We start from the raw sequence: 20359 nt of genomic DNA, 5'->3' as shown, positions 1-20359 counted from the left end.
GGCGGGTATCTTTTTGCCCTCTCTCCGGAGCCCCGCTCCCGCCGGGCTCCCGTCCCGCCCTACCCGTGGCGCGCGAACTCCGCGTCGCGTCGGGAGGGTTGCTCGTGATCTCCTCCCGTGTCGACGGTGGAAAGGTCGTGGCGACCCAGCCACTGGGCACCTTCGTGTCGGACCAGTTACTACGGCTGTGCCGAGCCGTGGGACTGCGCCGGTCCGACGCCGAGGTCTACGCGCGTGTCCTGACGGACTGTCTGGGCAGGGGCGCGGAACGGTTGTTGGACCAGCCGCCGCCCCACCCGAGCTTCCTGTCCGACGACCACACACCGGTCGAGTACTCCCTCGCCCTCGTCCCTGACGCGCCCCCGACCCTGCGGGTGCTGCTGGAACCGGGGTACGCGGCCGAGACCCTGGCAGAACAGGGCCGTACCGGACTGCGTGTCGTCCGCGCCATGGCGGAGCGATGGGGCTTCTCCACCGACCGGCTCGACGGATTGGAGGACCTGTTCTTCCCTCCGGACCCCCAGGGCCCCCTGGCGCTGTGGATCGCTCTGGAACTGCTTCCCGGCGGGGTACCCAAGGTCAAGATCTATCTGAACCCGGCGGCATCCGGGGCGGACCGGGCCGCCGAGACCCTGCGCGAGGCACTGGACAGACTCGGCCACCGGCGGGCGTTCGACGCACTGCCCCCGGCCGACGGCTATCCCTTCCTCGCCCTCGACCTCGGTGACTGGGAGACACCCCGGGTGAAGGTCTACGTCACCCATCGCGACGCGTCGGCCGCCGACGTCGGCTCGCTGTCCCGCAGTGAGTCCGGCCCGGAACGGGAGACCGTCGAGGAGTTCTTCCGGGTCGCGGCGGGCCTGGCGGGAGCGGACCGGTACACCGGCGCGGGGGAGGCGGTCCGGCTGGCGGGACGGCCGGTGCTCTCCTGCCACTCCTTCACGGAGCGGGCGACCGGTCTGCCGAGCGGCTTCACCCTCCACGTCCCCGTACGGGACTACGTCCGGCACGACGGGGAGGCGCACGCCCGTGCCACGGCCGTGCTGCGTCGCCACGGAATGGACCCCGCCGTGCTCGACCGGTCGCTGGCCACCGTCAGCTCACGACCCCTGCACGACGGTGTCGGCCTCCTCGCGTACCTGGCGCTGGTCCACGAACGCGACCGGCCGCCACGTGTCACCGCGTACATCTCCGCGGAGGCGTACGCGGTACGGCCGCCGCTGCCCGCCGGGCCGCTTCACCAGCCGTTCTCTTCCCCCCGCGCGGCGCGTACCGAGCCGCGTGCATTCCTCCACTCAGTAGGACACGGAAAGGCAGGAGCAGAAATCAGGATGGAGCCGTACCGGATCAAAGTCGTCGAACCCATTCCGCTCACGACGCCCCAGCAGCGCAAGGCGGCCATCGAGCGGGTGCACTACAACCTCTTCGACCTGCGCGCGGACGAGGTGACCATCGACCTGCTGAGCGACTCGGGCACGGGTGCCCTGTCCTCGGCGCAGCTCGCCGCGGGCATGGCCGGTGACGAGTCCTACGCGGGCTCGCGCTCCTTCTACCGTTTCCGGGAAACGGTGTCCGAACTGACCGGCTACACGCACATATTGCCGGCCCACCAGGGGCGTGCGGCGGAACGCATCCTCTTCTCCAACCTTCTCGAACCCGGCGACACCGTCCTGTCCAACACGCACTTCGACACCACCCGCGCCAACGTGGAACTGAACGGCTGCGTGGCCCGCGACCTGCCGTGCCCCGAAGCCCGGAACCTGGACAGCCGGGAGCCGTTCAAGGGGAACATCGACCTGCAGGCGCTGGAGCAGGCGCTGGGTGAGTCGACCGGATCGCGCGTCGCCGCGGTGGTCATGACGATCACCAACAACGGCGGTGGCGGTCAGCCCGTCTCCATGGAGAACCTGCGGCGGGCTTCGGAACTGTGCCGCCGGCACTCCGTCCCGCTGATCCTGGACGCGGCCCGGTTCGCCGAGAACGCCTGGCTGGTCACCCGGCACGAGGAGGCCTACCGCAACCACACCCCCCGGCAGGTCGCGGAGGAGGCGTTCCGTCTGGCCGACGGCTGTGTGATGAGCGCCAAGAAGGACGGCATCGTCCACATCGGTGGCTTCATCGGGCTGAACGACCCGGAGCTCGCCCAGAAGTGCGAACTCCTCCTGATCGCCACCGAGGGGTTCCCCACCTACGGTGGCCTCGCCGGTCGTGACCTCGACATGATGGCCCAGGGTCTGCAGGAGGTGACCGAACCCGCCTACCTCGCGGAGCGGGCGGAGAGCGCCGACCATCTCGCCCAACGCGTCCGTGCCGCGGGCGTCGACATCCTCGAACCGCCCGGTCTGCACGCCCTGTACCTCAACGCGGGACGGCTGCTGCCCCACATACCGCCCCACCAGTACCCCGGACACGCCCTGGCCTGCCGGCTCTATCTGGAGGGCGGCATCCGCTCGGCCGAACTCGGCTCGCTCTACCTCGGCGAGGAGGACGAGGACGGGAACCCGGTCAAGAGCCCGCCGTACGAGCTCGTCAGGCTGGCGCTGCCGCGTCGTGTGTACACCCGCAGCCACTACGACCACGTCGGCAGGACCCTGGAGCGGATCGCCAAGACCGCGGAGTCCGTGCGCGGTTACCGGATCGTGGAACAGTCCCCGATCCTGCGGCACTTCCGCGCCAAGCTCCAGCCGGTGACCGGCTAGCACGGCCGGGGGGTGGCGCCCGACGAGTCCCACGCGGGCCGTCGTAGCGCCACCCCCCGCCGCTGGACGGCGGACAGGCGGTCGGGGAGGGCCGCGGTGGTGCACCACCGCGGCCGCTTCAGAGACGGGCACCCGCGGGCGACGACGGTGCCGTTCCGCGCGGTCGTCGTCCTGTGGGGGACCAACTCCCCGTCCGCGGCGGAAACTCGGATGCGGGAGCCGCACGGACACCCCTAGGCTGCCGCCTCCGGGAGGTCGAGTCGCCGTATCGGCCGTCAGTGGATCGGAGACGCACGGGGATGACCAGTCAACTGTTCGCGATCTGCTTCCGCGCGACCCGGCCGTCGGACCTGGCACGGTTCTGGTCCGGGGTCCTGGGCTGGGAGTTGGCCGACGGTCCGGAGGACGACGTCGCGATCCTGCCCCCTGACGCCGCCGGGTTCCGCATCCGGTTCCTGCCGGACCAGGAGCCGAAGACCGGCCGGAACCGGGCGCACTTCGACCTGACGAGCGCCTCCCCGGAGGACCAGCGGCAGACCGTGGCCAGGGCGCTGGAACTCGGCGGGAAACACATCGACGTGGGCCAACTCCCGGAAGACGGGCACGTGGTGCTCGCCGATCCGGACGACAACGAGTTCTGCGTGATCGAGGCCGGCAACAAGTTCCTCGCCGACACCGGCTTCATCGGAGCGCTGGCCTGCGACGGGACGCAGGAAGTCGGCTACTTCTGGAGCGAGGCGCTGCGGTGGCCACTGGTCTGGGACCAGGATCAGGAGACCGCGATCCAATCACCGGACGGCGGCACGAAGATCACGTGGGGTGGACCTCCGGTGGCGCCCAAGACGGGCCCCAACAGGCTGTACTTCGAGCTGGCGCTTCCCGCCGGCGCGGACCGGGAGGCGGAGATCGACCGCCTGATCTCGCTCGGCGCGACGCGCACCGGCACCGGCACCGGCACCGGCATCGGCATCGGCGAGGGCGACGGCCGCCGGGTGCTGATGCTCGACCCCGACGGCAACGAGTTCTCTGTACAGCGGCCCCGGTAGCGGGGCTGTCGTCAGGAGGCGGCGCGGGACCCCGCAGCGGCCGGTTCCGGCCGGGGTCGGCGCCGCCCCCGGCCGGGGCGCTCCCGGCGAGTTCAGGACAGGCGGCCCACGTGCGCCAGGGCCTGCTTGAGCAGGGCGCCGTGACCGCCCGGCATCTCGTTGAGGACGACGGACGTCGACGCCTCCTCGGGGCTGAACCAGACCAGGTCGAGGGCGTCCTGCCGGGGACGGCAGTCGCCGGTGACCGGGACGATGTAGGCCAGCGACACCGCGTGCTGGCGCGGGTCGTGGAAGGGCGTGATGCCCTGGGTCGGGAAGTACTCGGCGACGGTGAAGGGCTGCAGGGAGGTGGGGATACGGGGCAGCGCCACCGGCCCGAGGTCCTTCTCCAGATGACGCAGCAGGGCGTCGCGGACCCGCTCGTGATGCAGCACGCGGCCGGAGACGAGGGTGCGGCTGACGGTACCGTCCGGCCCTATGCGCAGCAGCAGCCCGATGCTGGTCACTTCGCCGTTGTCGTCGACGCGCACCGGAACGGCCTCGACGTACAGAATCGGCATACGGGCCCGCGCCATCTCGAGCTCGTCGGGGGTCAGCCAGCCGGGCGTGGTCTCGGTCATGTCAGACATTGGCTGATCATACTTTCAACCCCTCCGGATTTGCGTGCGCCGCTCGACGCGACACGGAGAACGGCGTCTCCTTCGTGGGCGAACGCCCGCCCGGTGGGACGGGGTGCGCTGCGGCTCCGCCTCCACCGCGGGCCGGCCGCTCGCGCGCGGAGTGCGGTCCACCTGTCGGCACCGCCGAGAGGCTTGTCCCGGGTGAATGCATCAACCACCATGGTGGGCGATGAGCAATGGATCGAACCAGGATCTCGTGGTCGGCCTGGACGCGGGAGGCACCCGCACCCGCGCCGTTCTGGCGTCCGCCGCGACCGGACGCACCGTGGGCGAGGGCGCGGCGGGACCGGGCAACGCCCTGACGGTTCCGCTGCCGCGGCTCACCGATCACCTCGCCGAGGCCATCGGCCGGTCGGTGCCGGAGCGGGTCCGTGGCAGTGTCGTGGCCGTGGTCGGCGGATTCGCCGGCTCCACGGGCACGGGCTCCGCCGACTTCGGTGACTTCGCGGACAGGGAGCCGGGGCGGCTGAACGCCCTCGCGGCGCTGACCGAGGCGCTGCGACGGCTGGGCATCACGGCGCGGACGGTCGGTGTGAGCAGCGACATCGAGGCGGCCTTCGCCGCGGCGCCCGGAACTCCCGCCGACGGGCTGGCCCTGGTCGCCGGTACCGGAGCGGTCGCGACCCGCGTCGCCGGCCGCCGCTGCACGGCCACCGTGGACGGCGACGGCTGGCTGCTCGGCGACGACGGCAGCGGCTTCTGGATCGGGCGCGGAGCGGTACGCGCGGCCCTGCGGATGGCGGACGGGCGGGGCGGCCCCACGACGCTGGCCCGGGCAGTCGGCGTCGCCCTGGGACTGCCCGCCGATCTCCTGGAGGGGGCCCAAGGGGCCGCCGACGAGGCTGAGCGGGCCGGAGGAGCCGACGGTGCCGCAGACGGGACCGACAGGGCCGGAGGGGCCGGCAGAGCCGCGGGGGCCGGGGAGGCCGGGCGGACCGGGGCGGCCGCCGCGCGGTGGTCGGGACCGCGGCGGGAGGCCTACCGCATGCGGCTGCTGCCCATCGTGATGGCGCAGCCGCCGATCACGCTCGCCCGGCTCGCTCCGCTGGTGGCCGAGGCGGCCCGCGCCAAGGACCCCGTCGCGGAGGCGATCCTGCGCGAAGCGGTGGACCACTTGACCGCGGCGGTACGCGCGTTGGGCCCCCGGCCGGGTGAACGGATCGTCGTGACGGGCGGGTTGCTCGGCCCGGACGGTCCGCTGACCGCACCACTGACGGGTCGGCTGGAGGACCTGGGGCTGACGGTCGACCGGGTGGCGGACGGCTGCCGGGGAGCCGTGGCCCTGGCCCGCCTCGATCACGGCAGCCCGCCGCGCGCTGCCGGGACCGTCTGACCGACCGACCTCACGCGATCCGGCAGGGGGCGGCGGTGGTCCGCGGGCGGGTCGCCCACGGACACGCGGTGCCGGGAGGACTCAGCGGGTGCGCCGGGACGTGACCGCGTGCTGTCCTGCGATGTGGCCGGTCAGCGTCAATGAGGCGCTGGCGCGCGAGTACGACAGTTGCGCGACCCGTACGTACAGGCAGTCGATGAGGACCAGGACGGAGTGACGGGCACCGATGCTGCCGGTGCGGAAGCTGGTCTCGGACGAGGCGGAGATCAGCCGGACGTCCGCGGCGCGGGCGAGCGGCGAGCGCGGGTCCGCGGTGATCGCCACGGTGGTGGCGCCGCGCTCCTTGGCGAGTTCGAAGGGCTCGATGGTCTCGCGGGTCGACCCGGAGTGGGAGATGCCGATGGCGACGTCGGCCGGGGTGAGCAGGGCCGCGGAGGTGGCCGCGGCGTGCACCTCGTTCCAGCCGCGCACCGCGCAGCCGATACGGAAGAGGCGGACCTCGGTCTCCAGGGCCACCGCGCCGCTGCCGCCGACGCCGTACACGTCGATCCGGCGGGCGCGCGCCACGGCCTGGGCCGCGCGCTCCAGCGCGTCGAGGTCGATCCGGTCGATGGTCCGCTGGACCGCGCGCAGGTCCGCGCTGCCGACCACGGCGACGACCCGTTCGAGGTCGTCGTCGGGGGCGATGTCGGAGCCGATCTCCGCGGTGCCCCAGTCCGAGACCTCGCCGCGGCCGCGCTCCTGGGCCAGCGCGATCAGCAGGTGCTGGTAGGAGTCGAGGCCGACGGCACGGCAGAACCGGGTGACGGTCGCCTGCGAGGTGCCGGTACGGCGGCCCAGTTCGGCGGCGGAGCAGTGGGTGGCGGCGGCCGGGTCCTCGAGGATCAGCTCGCCGACCTTCCGCAAGGAGCCGGTCAGCCGCGGCAGTTCGGTGCGGATCAGTGCGGTGACATCCGTCGGGGGCAGCCCGCTGCCGGCGCCGGTCCGTTCCATGCTCTACCCGGTCTCCTCTGCTCTGCGTACATCCCGGCCCCTTCGGGACGCTTCGGGCCGTGAATGTACCAGCCAACGTCTGGCCGACAACTTGAATCGTAGGACCGAAGGAGGGGTAGGGTTCAGCCATTCATGGAGAGTCGCCCGAGTTGGTGGTTCGATCCACCGGTGGGGAGTGCCACGTGTCCACAGGGTCCATCAGCGCCGACGACTTCGCGCGCGAGAGCCTCGCCGTCCTCGACGGCATCACCGCGTCGGCTCGCGACGACGTGCGGCGTGCCGCCGAGCTGATCGCGGACTGTGTACGCGCGGACGGCGTCGTCCAGGCGTTCGGCACCGGGCACTCCCAGGCCCTCGTGCTCGAAATCGCGGGCCGCGCCGGGGGGTTGGTTCCGACCAACCGGCTGAGCATCGCCGACCTGGTCCTGTACGGCGGGGAGCGGCCGAGCGTCCTCGCCGACCCGCTCCTGGAGCGCCGGTCCGGGGTCGCCGCCCGGATCTACGCTCTCGTGGAGCCGCGGCCCGAGGATCTCTTCGTCATCGTCTCCAACTCGGGCGTCAACAACGTGGTCGTGGAGATGGCCCTGCACGCCAAGGAGCGGGGGCATCGCATCCTGGCCGTCACCTCGCTGGCCCACACGCGGGCGGTGCCCGCCTCGCACCCGAGCGGGCGGAAGCTGGCCGACCTCGCCGACGTCGTCCTGGACAACGCCGCGCCGCGGGGCGACGCGCTGCTCGAACTCCCGGGCGGCGGCGCCGTCTGCGCGCTGTCCACACTCACCGGCGTGATGCTGGTTCAGATGGCCGTCGCGGAGAGCGCCGCGCTCCTGCTCGCCGCCGGCGTCAGGCCGCCGGTCTACGTGTCGGCCAACGTTCCCGGGGGCTTCGAGGGCAACCTGGTACTGGAGGAGCGCTACGCGGGACGCATCCGCCGCACCGCGAGCTGACCCACGCCGCCGCGCTCCGCGTCCCGCGCCCGAACAAGCCCCGCGCCGGGGGGAGTTCGCATCAGTAGGGGAGGATTCGCCCGGACGGTGTCCGTCGGTCGATCTCCATCTTGACCTCGCGCCCGGAGGTGGGGCGGCGGCTGGTACGAATTCGGATCTGGCGGGTCATTGCGCCTCCTTGGACTCGTACGACCGGCTTCCACGCCGCCCGGCTCGGGCGCCGCGGAGTCATCTGCCCCAGCCCTGGAGGAACAGGCGCGTGCCTCAGGGGTACTGCCGGGAAAGGGGGTCCCTCCCGGCCGGCACGGCCCGGTGCGTCGCCGTGCTCTTCGGAGTTACCCCGTTCCGCGTCCGCATATTCCGTCGTCATGCCTCCGGCGAAGTCGGGCACCACGGCCCGCTGGTCACCGGCGGCCCCGGCATCCCGCCCCGGCGGACGGGCCGCTGGGCGCGGGGGCGGATGGGCGGAAGGGCAGAGGAGTGGAAGGCATAGAGGTGGAAGGGTGGGGTGGACTGGTGAACGGAGGTGTCGCCGGGCCCGGTTCACTCTCGGCGCCCTGACCCACGCGGGTGCGCGTCCGTCCTGCGCGGCGGGCCCGTCGTGGTGGATCCGGCGGCTCTCGGCTCCCGCGATCGGTTTCGCGGACTCGGACCGGCGCGGGCCCGGTTTGCGGGTTCCCACGACTGGGTCGCGGCCGACGAGGTGCACGGATACGGGCACGCCCGGAGCGAGAAAGCGTCGCTCGTCGGGCAGGCCGACCGTGCCGACCTCCTTCGTGGCGGTACCGGCCGGTCCGGCCGTGCGCCGCCCCTCGCGTCCATCCTCCGCCCGTCCGGGCCGCGCCGCCATCCGGGCCGGGGCGCCACCCGCCGAGGGTTAACCCTCGAATGCCCCGCTGGGGCATGACATGACTGCGTCAAGCTGCCATTCTTCCTCCACCTGTCGGACAGGCCCCCACGGCCTGCGCAGGGGCCCCGCACCGCACTGCTCAGCTCGTCCCGGGCAGCACATCCCGTCTGTCCGGGCTGTCACCGGTCGTCCCCGCGACCGCAGCAGTAGGAGTACGAGTGAGACGAATTCCCCGTCAGGCGGCCGCAGCCGGAGCGCTCGCGGCCACCGCCGCGTTGCTGGCCGTCGGTGTACAGACGGTTCCGGCGGTCGCCAAGCCCGCCGCCCCCCACCCCAGTCCGTTGCGCACCGGAGGGCTGGAGGCCAAGCTCACCCCGGCCCAGCACGCAGCGCTGCTGAAGAGCGCGGCGCAGAAGACGACGGCGACCGCCGGCACCCTCGGCCTCGGGGCGAAGGAGAAGCTGGTCGTCAGGGACGTCGTCAAGGACCAGGACGGCACGCTGCACACCCGCTACGAGCGCACCTACGCCGGTCTGCCGGTGCTCGGTGGCGACGTGGTCGTGCACACCCCGCCGGCCTCGCTGGCCGCCGGCACGGTGAGCAGCACCTTCAACAACAAGCGCACCATCAAGGTCGCCTCGACCACCGCGACCTTCAGCAAGTCGGCCGCCACCGGCAAGGCCCTGAAGGCCGCGCGCTCCCTGGTCGCCGACAAGGCCACCGCCGACAGCGCCCGCAAGGTGATCTGGGCCGGCAGCGGCACCCCGAAGCTTGCCTGGGAGACCGTGATCGGCGGCTTCCAGGACGACGGCACCCCGAGTCAGCTGCACGTCATCACCGACGCGGCCACCGGCAAGGAGCTCTACCGCTACCAGGGCATCGAGACCGGTGTCGGCAACACCCAGTACAGCGGCCAGGTGACCCTGACGACGACGCAGTCGGGCTCCAACTACACGCTGACCGACGGCGCCCGCGGCGGCCACAAGACGTACAACCTCAACCGGGGGACGTCGGGCACCGGCACGCTCTTCTCGCAGACCAGCGACACCTGGGGCAACGGCACCATCTCCAACGCCGCGACGGCCGCCGCCGATGCGCACTACGGCGCGGCGGAGACCTGGGACTTCTACAAGAACACGTTCAACCGCAGCGGCATCAAGAACAACGGCGTCGGCGCCTACTCCCGCGTCCACTACGGCAACGCGTACGTCAACGCGTTCTGGGACGACAGCTGCTTCTGCATGACCTACGGCGACGGATCCGGCAACGCGGACCCGCTGACCGCGCTGGACGTGGCGGGCCACGAGATGAGCCACGGTGTCACCTCCAACACCGCGGGCCTCAACTACACCGGCGAGTCCGGCGGTCTGAACGAGGCGACCTCCGACATCTTCGGCACCGGCGTCGAGTTCTACGCCAACAACACCTCCGATCCCGGTGACTACCTCATCGGCGAGAAGATCGACATCAACGGCGACGGCACCCCGCTGCGCTACATGGACAAGCCCAGCAAGGACGGCGGCTCGGCGGACAGTTGGTACTCCGGCGTCGGCAACCTGGACGTCCACTACTCCTCGGGTCCGGCGAACCACATGTTCTACCTGCTCTCCGAGGGCAGCGGCACCAAGGTCATCAACGGCGTCACCTACAACAGCACCACGTCCGACGGTGTCGCCGTCGCGGGCATCGGCCGGGCCGCCGCCCTGCAGATCTGGTACAAGGCGCTGACGACGTACATGACGTCCAGCACCAACTACGCCGCGGCCCGTACCGCCGCGCTCAACGCCGCCACCGCGCTGTACGGCGCCAACTCCACCCAGTACGCGGGGGTGGCGAACGCCTTCGCGGGCATCGCCGTCGGCGGCCACGTCACCCCGCCGTCGAGCGGTGTGACCGTCACCAACCCGGGCAGCCAGTCCTCCTCCGTCGGTACCGCGGTCAGCCTGCAGGTCTCCGCGAGCAGCACCAACAGCGGCTCACTGAGCTACGCCGCGACCGGCCTGCCCACCGGCCTGTCGATCAACGGCTCCACCGGCGCGATCACCGGGACACCGACCACGGCCGGCACCTACAGCACCACGGTCACCGTCACGGACAGCACCGGCGCGACCGGCACCGCGTCCTTCACGTGGACCGTGAGCACCTCCGGCGGCGGCGGCTGCACCTCGGCGCAGGTTCTCGGCAACCCGGGCTTCGAGTCGGGCAGCGCCTCGTGGACCGCGTCGAGCGGCGTCATCACGACCGACACCGGTGAGGCGGCGCACGGCGGTTCGTACAAGGCCTGGCTCGACGGCTACGGCTCCACCCACACCGACACGCTCTCCCAGTCGGTGACCATCCCCGCCGGCTGCAAGGCCAGCTTCACCTTCTACCTGCACATCGACACCGCGGAGACCACCACCAGCACCGCGTACGACAAGCTGACGGTCACCGCCGGATCGACCACCCTGGCCACGTACTCCAACCTCAACAAGGCCACCGGGTACACCCAGAAGACCTTCGACCTCTCCTCGTTCGCCGGCTCCACCGTCACCCTGAAGTTCAGCGGCGTCGAGGACTCCTCGCTCCAGACCAGCTTCGTCGTCGACGACTCCGCCGTCACGACCAGCTGACCGGCACCGGCCGAACGGGTCGGTAACAGCGCTGACGTGGGCCACCCCTCCGGGTGGCCCACGTTCGTGCACCGTGATGTCAGCTCTCTTGTGGGATGCCTTCACGGATGGCGTGACGTTTCCGCATGCGTGAACCATCGAGGCAAGGACAGTGACCGTGCGCAGACTCGCTCCCGGCGGGCACGAGAACCACGGCCGGCTCCAGGCCCTCGCCCTCCTCGCACGGCACCATCACGCTGGTGGTGAGCAGGTCCATCGAACGGGCCAGGCTGCACGGCCGAAGTGCCGCCGGCACCCGCTCCGTGCCGAGGCGCGCGAGCGCCCCGGGTTCCGTGGGACCGTGCTTTCCAAGGCGTGGACGGCGGGCTATAGTCAAAAACTAGCGGTGCTAATTAATCGTTGATCTCGTCGTTCCGGTGTCCGTCAGGAGTCCTGTCGTGCGTCCTGTCCACTTCGCGGCGGCCCGCCGCACCCCCATCGGCAAACTGCGCGGCGCCCTGTCCGGGGTGCGGCCCGACGACCTCGCCGCGACCGTGATCCGCGGTCTGCTCGCCGACGTGCCCGCGCTCGACCCGGCCCGGATCGACGACGTCTACTGGGGCGCCGCCAACCAGGCGGGCGAGGACAACCGCAACGTCGCCCGCATGGCGGTTCTCCTCGCCGGCCTGCCCGCGACCGTGCCCGGCGCGACCGTCAACCGGCTGTGCGCCTCGGGCCTCGAGGCCGTCACCACGGCGGCCCGCGCCATCGCCGCCGGCGAGGCCGACATCGTGCTCGCGGGCGGCTCCGAGTCGATGAGCCGGGCCCCCTTCGTCCTGCCCCGCCCCGACGAGGCACTGCCGCACCGCATCGAGACCGTCGACACCCGGCTCGGCTGGCGGCTCGTCAACCCGGCGATGAAGGAACTGCACGGACTTCTGTCGATGGGAGAGACCGCCGAGGAGGTCGCCGCCCGGTACGGCGTCTCCCGCGAACGCCAGGACGCGTTCGCGCTGCGCAGCCACCAACGTGCCGCGGACGCCCGCAAGAACGGCCACTTCGACGGCGAACTGCTCCCCGTCGAGCGGCCCGACGGGGTGATCGTCGACACCGACGAATGCGTACGCGAGGACACCTCGCTGGAGAAGCTGTCCCGCCTCAAGCCGGTCTTCCGCGCGGGCGGCACGGTCACCGCGGGCAACGCGTCGCCCATGAACGACGGAGCGGCCGGGCTGCTCCTGGTCGGCGAAGAGGCACTGAACGACCTCGGACTCGACTCGCTGGGCCGTTATGTCGCCGGCGCCTCGGCGGGAGTCGACCCGGACGTCATGGGCATCGGCCCGGTCCCCGCCACGCACAAGGCGCTGGCGCGGGTCGGCTGGAGCGTCGGCGACCTCGACGAGGCCGAGTTCAACGAGGCGTTCGCGGCCCAGGCCCTCGCCTGCGTGGACCGGCTCGGCATCGACCCGGAGCGGGTGAACCCCACCGGCGGCGCCATCGCGCTGGGCCACCCCCTCGGATGCTCCGGCGCCCGGATCCTCACCACCCTGCTGCACCGGATGCGCCGCACCGACGCCGGGCGCGGTCTGGCCACGATGTGCGTCGGAGTGGGCCAGGGCAGCGCGGTCCTGGTCGAGCGCCCCTGAACCCCGTCCGTGTGCGTGCCGGGCGCGCCCCGGGACCGTGACCGGGGCGGCCGGGCCGCGCGGGGATCATCTGACGAGACGCTCCTTACCGGGGCGAGATGCGTGGGCATAGCATCGGTCCCCGCATGAACACGATGACGCTCTGGCACATATCCGGCTGGGAATTCGCCGCCCTCGCCGCCGCGGCACTGCTCGTCGGCTTCTCGAAGACCGCCGTCAGCGGGGCCAACACGGTCAGCCTGGCGATCTTCGCCGCCGTCCTGCCCGCCCGCGCCTCCACCGGCGTGCTGCTCCCCCTCCTCATCGTCGGGGACGTGCTGGCCGTCCTGACCTACCGGCGGCACGCGCACTGGCCCACGCTGTGGCGGCTGTTCCCGGCGGTCGCCGCGGGCGTCGTCCTCGGCACGCTGTTCCTGGTATGGGCCGACGACGGGATGGTACGGACCTCGATCGGCGCGATCCTGCTGCTGATGGCGGCGGTGACGCTCTGGCGCCGCCGGGCCGCTCCCCAGGAGGAGGAACCCGGCGCGGTCGCGACCCGGGCCGGCCGGATCAAGGCACGCTCGTACGGCGTCCTCGGCGGGTTCACCACGATGGTCGCCAACGCGGGCGGCCCGGTGATGTCGATGTACCTGCTGTCCGCCGGCTTCCGCAAACTCGGCTTCCTGGGCACCTCGGCCTTCTTCTTCCTGATCGTCAACACGTCCAAGGTGCCCTTCAGCGTGGGCCTCGGACTCATCGACGGACACTCACTGCTCCTCGACGCGGCGCTCGCGGCCTTCGTCGTACCGGGCGCGTTCCTCGGCAGATGGGCCGTGCACCGCATCAACCAGCTGCTCTTCGAACGGCTGGTGATCGCGGCGACGGTGGTGGGCGGGGTGCAGCTGCTGCTGCGCTGACCACCTCGTAGGCTCGACGCCATGTCCCCCCATGTCCTGGTCCTCGGCGGCACCACCGAGGCACGCCGGCTCGCCGCCGAACTGGCGGGCCGCCCCGGAGTGCGGGTGACCACGTCCCTCGCGGGGCGTGTGTCCCGGCCGGGTGCGCTCGAAGGGGACGTGCGCGTCGGCGGGTTCGGCGGGGCCGACGGGCTGGCGCGGTGGCTGCGCGAGCAGCGGGTGGACGCCGTCGTCGACGCCACCCACCCCTTCGCCACCCGCATCACCGAGAACGCGGCCCGGGCCGCCGCCGCGACCGGAGTCCCGGCCGTCGTCCTGCGCCGCCCCGGCTGGCGGCCCGGCCCCGACGACCGGTGGCACTTCGCCGCCTCCCTGGCCGAAGCCGCCGCGCTCCTGCCGCCGCTGGGCCGGCGGGTCTTCCTCACCACCGGCCGTCTGGGCCTCGCGGCCTTCGCGCCGCTCACCGGACTCCACTTCCTCGTCCGGTCGGTGGAGGCGCCGGAGCCGCCACTGCCGCCGCACGCCGAGGTGCTTCTCGCCCGCGGCCCGTTCACGGTGGACGACGAGCGGACCCTGCTGCGCGCGCACCGCATCGACGTCCTGGTGACGAAGGACAGCGGGGGAGAGGCGACGGCCGCCAAGCTCACCGCCGCTCGCGCACTGGGCCTGCCCGTGGTCGTCGTGCGCCGGCCGCCGCTCCCGGACGGTGTGGCCGCGGTACCGGACGTGGTGTCGGCCCTGGCCCGCCTGGAGTTCGGCTCCGTCTGACGCGGGCGCGGATCGACTCGGCGCCCACAACCGGCGTCCGGCCCACCGCACCGGACGCGGCCCCCAGGTGCGTACGGGACGCGCCGCGCGGCGACATGTGACGGACGACCTGCCCCGAGGCAGCCGGACGCCCCGCCCGGCGACATGTACGGCAGGATGCCCGCCCGGCCTACGAGCCCGGACGCGCGTCCTGGCCGCGCGACCTTCACGCAAGCCCGTGCGGCGGCGCGCGGTGACGTGGCCTGCTCCCGCGCCTTTTGCGGAGGTCTGCGCGGCGGCGCGCAGTGACGTGGCCTGCCCTCCGACCTTCGCGGAAGCCCGTGCGGCCGGGGGGCGGTGACGGGACCTGCCCCTCCGGCATTTGCGGAAGTCCGTGCGACGGCGCGCGGTGACGGGCCCTGCCTCCTCCGACCTTCGCGGAAGCCCGTGCGGCGGGGCAGGTACGACTCCTACCCCCGCGGACGCCTGCGCAGCAGATACGTGTCCATGATCCAGCCCTTGCGCTCGCGCGCCTCGGCCCGCAGCCGCTCGATCCGGGGCGCCGCCTCCGCTATCGGGCCGGAGGCGAGGATCTCGTCGGGTGTGCCGATGTACGCGCCCCAGTAGATGTCCATGTCCTCGTCGGCGTACCGCCGGAAGGCCTGGTGGGCGTCGAGCATGACGACCACGTCGTCGACACCTTCGGGGAAGCCCTCCGCGAGACGCCTGCCCGTGGTGATCTGGACGGGCCCGGCGACCCGGTTGAGCCCCGTGCGGTGCCGGGCGACGAGCGCGGAGACGCTGCTGATGCCGGGCACGACGTCGTACGTGAACGCCACCGCGCCCCGGTCCAGGATCTCCTCCAGGATCCCGAGCGTGCTGTCGTACAGCGCGGGATCGCCCCACACCAGGAACGCGCCGCTCTCGTCCTCGCCCAGCTCCTCGGCGATGAGCCGCTGACAGATGTCGGCGCGGGCGCTGCGCCAGTCCCCGACGGCGGGGGAGTAGGCGGCGCCGTCGGCGGCTCGGTCGCGGTCCGGGTCGCGGGCCTCGACCAGGCGGTACGCCCCGTCGGGCAGGTGGGCGTCGAGGATGTCACGGCGCAGCTGGACGAGGTCCGACTTCGCCTCGCCCTTGCCCAGGACGAAGAACACGTCCGTGCTCCTCAGTGCCTTGACCGCCTGGAGGGTGAGCTGGTCGGGATCGCCCGCGCCGATGCCGATGACATGAATCTTTCGCACCCCCCGAGTCTGCCGCACGCCACCGACAGCGGACGCACCGCATCCGACCAGGGTTCGCGCCCCGGCCGGACCTGCCCGTGGAACGGCCCCTCAGCGCGTGCTCCCGCGCAACCGGGGCGCCCAGGCCCCGGCGCTGACCGCGGCACCGTCGCTCTCCACGACGGTCGCCAACTCCCTGGCCCATGCGGCCAGTTCGGTGAGATCGAGTCCGTAGGGACGGATCCGGCCGGCCGAGCCGGCCCGCCACTCGTCGACGGCTCCGGCGCCGCGCCGCAGCAGCCGGGCGCCGCCCGTCGTATTGCCCCGGGCCGCGTGCGTGAGGCCCACCGCGAGCTGGGCCAGGCCCCGCCAGAGCGTGCGCTCGTCCTCGGGGCCCGCCTTCCAGGCGTCCTCGAAGACCTCGTGCGCGTGGAAGGGCCGCCCGGCGTCCAGCAGCGCCTGCGCCTCGGTCACGGTCCGCTCGGGGTCGCGCACGACGCCCTCCGGCTGCCGCTCGACGCCGTCCGCGCCGTACGGCAGAGGGCGGCCCAGCCCGTCCCGTGGCCGGGCGTTGCGCGCCCTGCCCTCGGTGTCCCGATCCCGCCCGCCGCTCTGCCGACTTCCGGATGTCCCGCTCATGCCCCGATTGTCGCTCGCCCCGTGCCCTCTTCGGAGCAGCCCCCGCTGTGGGGTAAAGTTCTGTTCGCACGATCCCGCGGGACATCGCGGGGGAAACGCATCGGGACGTGGCGCAGCTTGGTAGCGCACTTGACTGGGGGTCAAGGGGTCGCAGGTTCAAATCCTGTCGTCCCGACGGTGCGAAGGGTCTTCACGGGCGACAGCCTGTGAGGGCCCTTTCTTCATGCACCCGGGGACGCCGGTTTCCTTCCGTCCTCCCAGGGGCTTCCGGCGCCCTCCCCGCGCTTCCTCGTCCGCCGGATGCCCGCGCCGCGTCACTGGCAACAGCCGCCCGGATTGTCAACTCCCCTTGCCTCAGGGGCAATTAACCGATCCCGCAGTGGCCCGCGCGCCCCGGGCGGGTCTAGCATCGCCGACGGCCGCATACCCCGCGGGGTATGCCTCGGGAGCGTGTCCCGCAGACGGCGAGGAGTCCTTCATGTCCTCCGTGTCCTCCGTGCTCTCCACCTTCGTCCCCCTCTCCACGTCCTCCACGTGCCGCGCCCCCGGTTCCGCCCCTGACCACCACCGGGTGCTGATCGTCGGCGGCGGCACCGCCGGGATCACCACCGCCGCCCGGCTGTGCCGAGCCGGTGTCACCGGCGTCGCGGTCGTCGAACCGGCCGCCACCCACTGGTACCAGCCCCTGTGGACCCTCGTCGGCGGCGGCAGGGCCCCGCTCTCCCTCACCCACCGCCCCGAAGCGTCCGTGATGCCCCGGCGGGCGCGCTGGATCCGCGAGGCCGCCACCGCCGTCGATCCCGAGGCGCGGACCGTCACCACCACCGGCGGCGTCCACCGCTACGACTTCCTGGTGATGGCCACCGGCCTGCAGCTCGACTGGGGCGAGGTCCCCGGCCTCGACACGGCCGTCGGGCACGGTGCCGTCTCCAGCAACTACTCCCATGAGCACGCTCCCCACACCTGGGAGCTGATCCGAGGCCTGCGCTCCGGCACCGCCGTCTTCACGCAGCCCGCCGGCCCGGTCAAATGCGGCGGCGCCCCGCAGAAGATCGCCTATCTCGCCGCCGACCACTGGCGCAGACAGGGTGTCCTGGACCGCATCCGGGTGGTCCTCGTCCTGCCCGCCGACTCCATGTTCGGGGTACCGGTCTGGCGCCGGGCCCTGGAACGGGTCGCCGACCGCTACGGCATCGAGGTCCGGCTGAACTCGGAGATGACCTCCGTGGACGGCGCCGCCCGGCGGCTGACCGTGGCGGACCGTGCCGCCGGTACCGCGGAGAGCCTCGCGTTCGACCTGCTCCACGCCGTACCGCCGCAGAGCGCCCCCGACTGGGTGCGGCGCGGTCCGCTGGCCGACCCGGCGAGCCCGTACGGCTACGTCGAGGCCGACCCGTACACGCTGCGCCACCCGCGCCACCGCAACGTCTTCGCCCTCGGTGACGTCGCGAACCTGCCCACCTCCAAAACCGGCGCCGCCGTCCGCAGACAGGCACCCGTCGTGGTCGCCAACCTGCTGGCCGGGATGAAGGGGGAGCGGGGGGACCGCCGCTACGACGGCTACACCTCCTGCCCGCTCGTCACCGCCCGTGACCGGGTGCTGCTCGCCGAGTTCGACTACGGCGGACGGCCCGCGCCCAGCATTCCGCTGGTGGACACGACCAAGGAGCGTCGTGCCATGTGGCTGCTCAAGCGCTACGGCCTGCCCGCCCTGTACTGGCACGGCATGTTGAAGGGGTTCGTCTGACAGGCCGGCGCGGGCCGGATCCGGGCGCGGCGGGGGGCGCCGAGAGCTCTCGCACCCCTTGAGGGCACATCTCCACTCGAAGGGAGTGACCGGCGTGTTCTTCATCGACACCCTTGACCTGACCGGTCTGGGCAACCGCAGCTACCTCGTGGGCGGTGGACGCACCGCCGTCGCGGTCGACCCACCGCGCGACGTCGAGCGGGTGCTGACCGCGGCGGCCCGGCGCGGGGTACGGATATCCCATGTCGCCGAGACACACCTCCACAACGACCACGTCACCGGCGGCCCGGAACTCGCACGGATCACCGGTGCCGCCTATCTGATCCCCGCCGACGCGCGGATCTCCTTCGCGCACACGCCCGTGCGGGACGGGGACAGGATGTCGGTCGACCCCGCGGACGGCGCCGCGGGCCTGATCCTCCGGGCGGTGGCCACGCCCGGCCACACCCCGCACCACACGGCCCACGTGCTGGAGGACGCCGGGACGGCGGTGGCGGTGTTCACCGGCGGCTCGCTGCTCATCGGCACGGTCGGCCGCCCCGACCTCGTCGAGCCGCGCCTGACCGAGGGCCTGGCCCGGGCCCAGCACGCCTCGGCGCACCGGCTGGCCGCCGAACTCCCGGACGAGACGGCCGTGTTGCCCACCCATGGCTTCGGCAGCTTCTGCTCCGCCGGGCAGGCCGGCGGCACGGCCACGACGATCGGCAGGGAGAGGGCGGACAACGTGGCGCTCACCCGGGACGTCGACACCTTCGTCGCCGGCCTGCTCGCCGGACTGGACGACATCCCCGCGTACTACACGCACATGGGCCCGGCCAACGCCGCAGGTCCGGCGCCGGTGGACCTCACCCCGCCCGCCGCGGCCGACGCCGAGGAGATCGCCGCGCGGCTGGCCGCGGGGGAGTGGGTGGTGGACCTGTGCAGCCGCGTCGCCTTCGCCGCCTGCCATGTGCCGGGCTCCTACAACTTCGAGGCCGAAGGACAACTGGCCGCCTACCTGGCCTGGTTGATCCCGTGGGGCAAGCCCGTGACCCTGCTCGCGGAATCGGCGGAGCAGTTGGCCGCCGCCCAGCGCGAACTCGTCGGGGTGGGAATCGACCGGCCCGCCGCCGCGGCGACCGGTGAGCCGAAGGGCTGGGTGCGCGAGGGCGAGGCCCCGGGGTCCTTCCCGCGCGCCGTGTTCGCCGACCTCGCCGACCTCGCCGACCTCGCCGGGCGGCGCGGACGTGAGGGCGTCGTGGTCCTGGACGTCCGGCGCGGGTCCGAGCGGGCCATGGGCTTCGTGGAGGGCTCGGTCCACATCCCCCTGCACACGGTGCGCCGCCGGCTCGGCGAGATCCCCCCGGGTGAGGTGTGGGTGCACTGCGCGGGCGGGATGCGCGCCGCCATCGCCGCCTCCCTGCTCGACGCGGCGGGCCGCACCGTGGTGGCCGTGGACGACGCCTACGCACACGCCGGGAAGGCGGGGCTCCGCGTCCGCGGCGCCCGGGGGTGACGCGACCGCCCCCGACGGCGACGTCCGCCGGCGCCCGTCACGGCCCTCCTCGATCATCCGGATCACGCCGGCCCCGGGGGCGGGACGTTTCGAGCGTGGTCGAAAGAAGTTCCCTGCCCGGAGCCGACCTTGCAAGGTTGCCCTGTGGGGCCGGGCGGGACGCGCGGTCCCACCCGGGAAGCACACCGGGACTCCACCACGGGGAAGGACAGCATGACCATGAGGATGAGGACCAGGGCGTTGAGCACGGCGGGTGTCGGGGCGTTCGCCGCCGGACTGCTTCTGACCGGCGCCGCCGTGGCGCAAGCCGCGGCGGCGGGGCTGCCGTACGGTGTCACGCCGTACGAGAACGTCAACGTCCGCTCCGGCCCGTCGAGTCAGACCGGTATCACCGGGCACGTCGCCGCGGGGGAGCCGCGCGGCGCGTCGTGCTGGACCCACGGCGAGACCATCCGCGACAACGGCTATGTCAACGACGTGTGGGTGCGGCTGGCCGAGGGCTATGTGAGCGCCGTGTATCTCAAGGGCGACCAGTACGGCGGACTGCCCGCGTCGGCCACCTGCTGACCTTGACCGGACGCGGTGCCCGGTTCCGTGCGGAGCCGGGCACCGCGTCGCGTCACGCCGGACCGCGTCGTGCGTCTCGCGCCGTCCCGACCCATCCCGTCCTGCCCGCCCCGACCCACCCACCCCGTCCCGGCTCACCCCCCGGTCCGAGCCACCCCGGTCCGAGCCACCCCGGTCCGAGCCACCCTGATCCGACCCGCCCCGATCTGAGGCGCTGCCACATCCGCTGGGCGCATCCCACGCTCCAGGATCTTCCGGGC

At 72.7% G+C, this 20359-nt stretch carries 15 protein-coding genes and 1 tRNA gene; 12 read left to right on the top strand and 4 right to left on the bottom strand.

Annotation, left to right across the window (positions count from 1 at the left end):
* Positions 1-107 precede the first annotated feature (107 nt).
* A complete protein-coding gene (locus OG199_RS08395) occupies positions 108-2699 on the top strand; it encodes a tryptophanase (protein WP_405834465.1) in 2592 nt (863 codons plus the stop codon).
* 299 nt (positions 2700-2998) lie between these two features.
* The gene (locus OG199_RS08390) at positions 2999-3745 is read left to right on the top strand and encodes a VOC family protein (protein ID WP_405828852.1); all 747 of its coding nucleotides are present in this window, start codon (positions 2999-3001) and stop codon (positions 3743-3745) included.
* A gap of 92 nt (positions 3746-3837) precedes the next feature.
* On the opposite strand, the gene OG199_RS08385 is transcribed toward OG199_RS08390, so the two are convergent.
* A complete protein-coding gene (locus OG199_RS08385) occupies positions 3838-4374 on the bottom strand; it encodes an NUDIX hydrolase family protein (RefSeq protein WP_323138435.1) in 537 nt (178 codons plus the stop codon).
* 220 nt (positions 4375-4594) lie between these two features.
* On the opposite strand from OG199_RS08385, the gene OG199_RS08380 reads away from it, so the two are divergent.
* Positions 4595-5758, top strand: coding sequence for an N-acetylglucosamine kinase (locus OG199_RS08380; protein ID WP_405828851.1), 1164 nt, complete (start codon positions 4595-4597; stop codon positions 5756-5758).
* 81 nt (positions 5759-5839) lie between these two features.
* Here the strand turns inward: OG199_RS08380 and OG199_RS08375 are convergent, their stop codons facing one another.
* Positions 5840-6724, bottom strand: a complete 885-nt coding sequence (locus OG199_RS08375; RefSeq protein WP_405834464.1) for a MurR/RpiR family transcriptional regulator — start codon at positions 6722-6724, stop codon at positions 5840-5842.
* 209 nt (positions 6725-6933) lie between these two features.
* Between OG199_RS08375 and OG199_RS08370 the strand changes: the two genes are divergently transcribed.
* The 5 genes from OG199_RS08370 to OG199_RS08350 all read left to right on the top strand — a co-directional run bounded on the left by OG199_RS08370 (position 6934) and on the right by OG199_RS08350 (position 14452).
* Complete coding sequence (locus OG199_RS08370) at positions 6934-7698, top strand: sugar isomerase domain-containing protein (RefSeq protein ID WP_401805245.1); 765 nt, start codon at positions 6934-6936, stop codon at positions 7696-7698.
* Between the two features lie 1068 nt (positions 7699-8766).
* The gene (locus OG199_RS08365) at positions 8767-11160 is read left to right on the top strand and encodes a M4 family metallopeptidase (protein ID WP_405828849.1); all 2394 of its coding nucleotides are present in this window, start codon (positions 8767-8769) and stop codon (positions 11158-11160) included.
* 437 nt (positions 11161-11597) lie between these two features.
* On the top strand, positions 11598-12785 hold the full coding sequence (locus OG199_RS08360; RefSeq protein ID WP_405828847.1) for a thiolase family protein: 1188 nt from the start codon (positions 11598-11600) through the stop codon (positions 12783-12785).
* Between the two features lie 125 nt (positions 12786-12910).
* Positions 12911-13684, top strand: coding sequence for a sulfite exporter TauE/SafE family protein (locus OG199_RS08355; RefSeq protein ID WP_266704421.1), 774 nt, complete (start codon positions 12911-12913; stop codon positions 13682-13684).
* A 21-nt stretch (positions 13685-13705) separates the two neighbouring features.
* On the top strand, positions 13706-14452 hold the full coding sequence (locus OG199_RS08350) for a cobalt-precorrin-6A reductase (protein ID WP_356809308.1): 747 nt from the start codon (positions 13706-13708) through the stop codon (positions 14450-14452).
* A gap of 449 nt (positions 14453-14901) precedes the next feature.
* Here OG199_RS08350 and cobF read toward each other — a convergent pair whose 3' ends face one another.
* Positions 14902-15672 carry a precorrin-6A synthase (deacetylating) gene (gene cobF / locus OG199_RS08345; RefSeq protein ID WP_356809309.1) on the bottom strand — a complete coding sequence of 257 codons (771 nt, stop codon included), beginning with the start codon at positions 15670-15672 and terminating at the stop codon, positions 14902-14904.
* 90 nt (positions 15673-15762) lie between these two features.
* Complete coding sequence (locus tag OG199_RS08340) at positions 15763-16290, bottom strand: DUF309 domain-containing protein (RefSeq protein ID WP_401805252.1); 528 nt, start codon at positions 16288-16290, stop codon at positions 15763-15765.
* A 101-nt stretch (positions 16291-16391) separates the two neighbouring features.
* On the opposite strand from OG199_RS08340, the gene OG199_RS08335 reads away from it, so the two are divergent.
* From OG199_RS08335 to OG199_RS08320, 4 genes are all read left to right on the top strand, one after another.
* Positions 16392-16465 (top strand) — tRNA-Pro (locus tag OG199_RS08335).
* A gap of 303 nt (positions 16466-16768) precedes the next feature.
* Positions 16769-18037 (top strand): FAD-dependent oxidoreductase, encoded by a 1269-nt coding sequence (locus OG199_RS08330; RefSeq protein WP_405828844.1) that lies wholly within the window; start codon positions 16769-16771, stop codon positions 18035-18037.
* A gap of 94 nt (positions 18038-18131) precedes the next feature.
* Complete coding sequence (locus OG199_RS08325) at positions 18132-19532, top strand: rhodanese-like domain-containing protein (RefSeq protein WP_405828842.1); 1401 nt, start codon at positions 18132-18134, stop codon at positions 19530-19532.
* Between the two features lie 213 nt (positions 19533-19745).
* The gene (locus tag OG199_RS08320) at positions 19746-20099 is read left to right on the top strand and encodes an SH3 domain-containing protein (RefSeq protein ID WP_356800159.1); all 354 of its coding nucleotides are present in this window, start codon (positions 19746-19748) and stop codon (positions 20097-20099) included.
* Positions 20100-20359: the final 260 nt, after the last annotated feature.

The organism is Streptomyces sp. NBC_01176, assembly GCF_045039825.1.
Taxonomy (GTDB): domain Bacteria; phylum Actinomycetota; class Actinomycetes; order Streptomycetales; family Streptomycetaceae; genus Streptomyces.
This window is presented reverse-complemented; position numbering and strand designations above follow the sequence as displayed.

Excerpts from the sequence above, each read along its gene's own strand:
- OG199_RS08390 (WP_405828852.1), top strand. The coding sequence starts at position 2,999 with ATGACCAGTCAACTGTTCGCGATCTGCTTCCGCGCGACCCGGCCGTCG.
- OG199_RS08385 (WP_323138435.1), bottom strand. The coding sequence starts at position 4,374 with ATGTCTGACATGACCGAGACCACGCCCGGCTGGCTGACCCCCGACGAG.
- OG199_RS08380 (WP_405828851.1), top strand. The coding sequence starts at position 4,595 with ATGAGCAATGGATCGAACCAGGATCTCGTGGTCGGCCTGGACGCGGGA.
- OG199_RS08355 (WP_266704421.1), top strand. The coding sequence starts at position 12,911 with ATGAACACGATGACGCTCTGGCACATATCCGGCTGGGAATTCGCCGCC.
- OG199_RS08350 (WP_356809308.1), top strand. The coding sequence starts at position 13,706 with ATGTCCCCCCATGTCCTGGTCCTCGGCGGCACCACCGAGGCACGCCGG.
- OG199_RS08340 (WP_401805252.1), bottom strand. The coding sequence starts at position 16,290 with ATGAGCGGGACATCCGGAAGTCGGCAGAGCGGCGGGCGGGATCGGGAC.
- OG199_RS08330 (WP_405828844.1), top strand. The coding sequence starts at position 16,769 with ATGTCCTCCGTGTCCTCCGTGCTCTCCACCTTCGTCCCCCTCTCCACG.
- OG199_RS08320 (WP_356800159.1), top strand. The coding sequence starts at position 19,746 with ATGACCATGAGGATGAGGACCAGGGCGTTGAGCACGGCGGGTGTCGGG.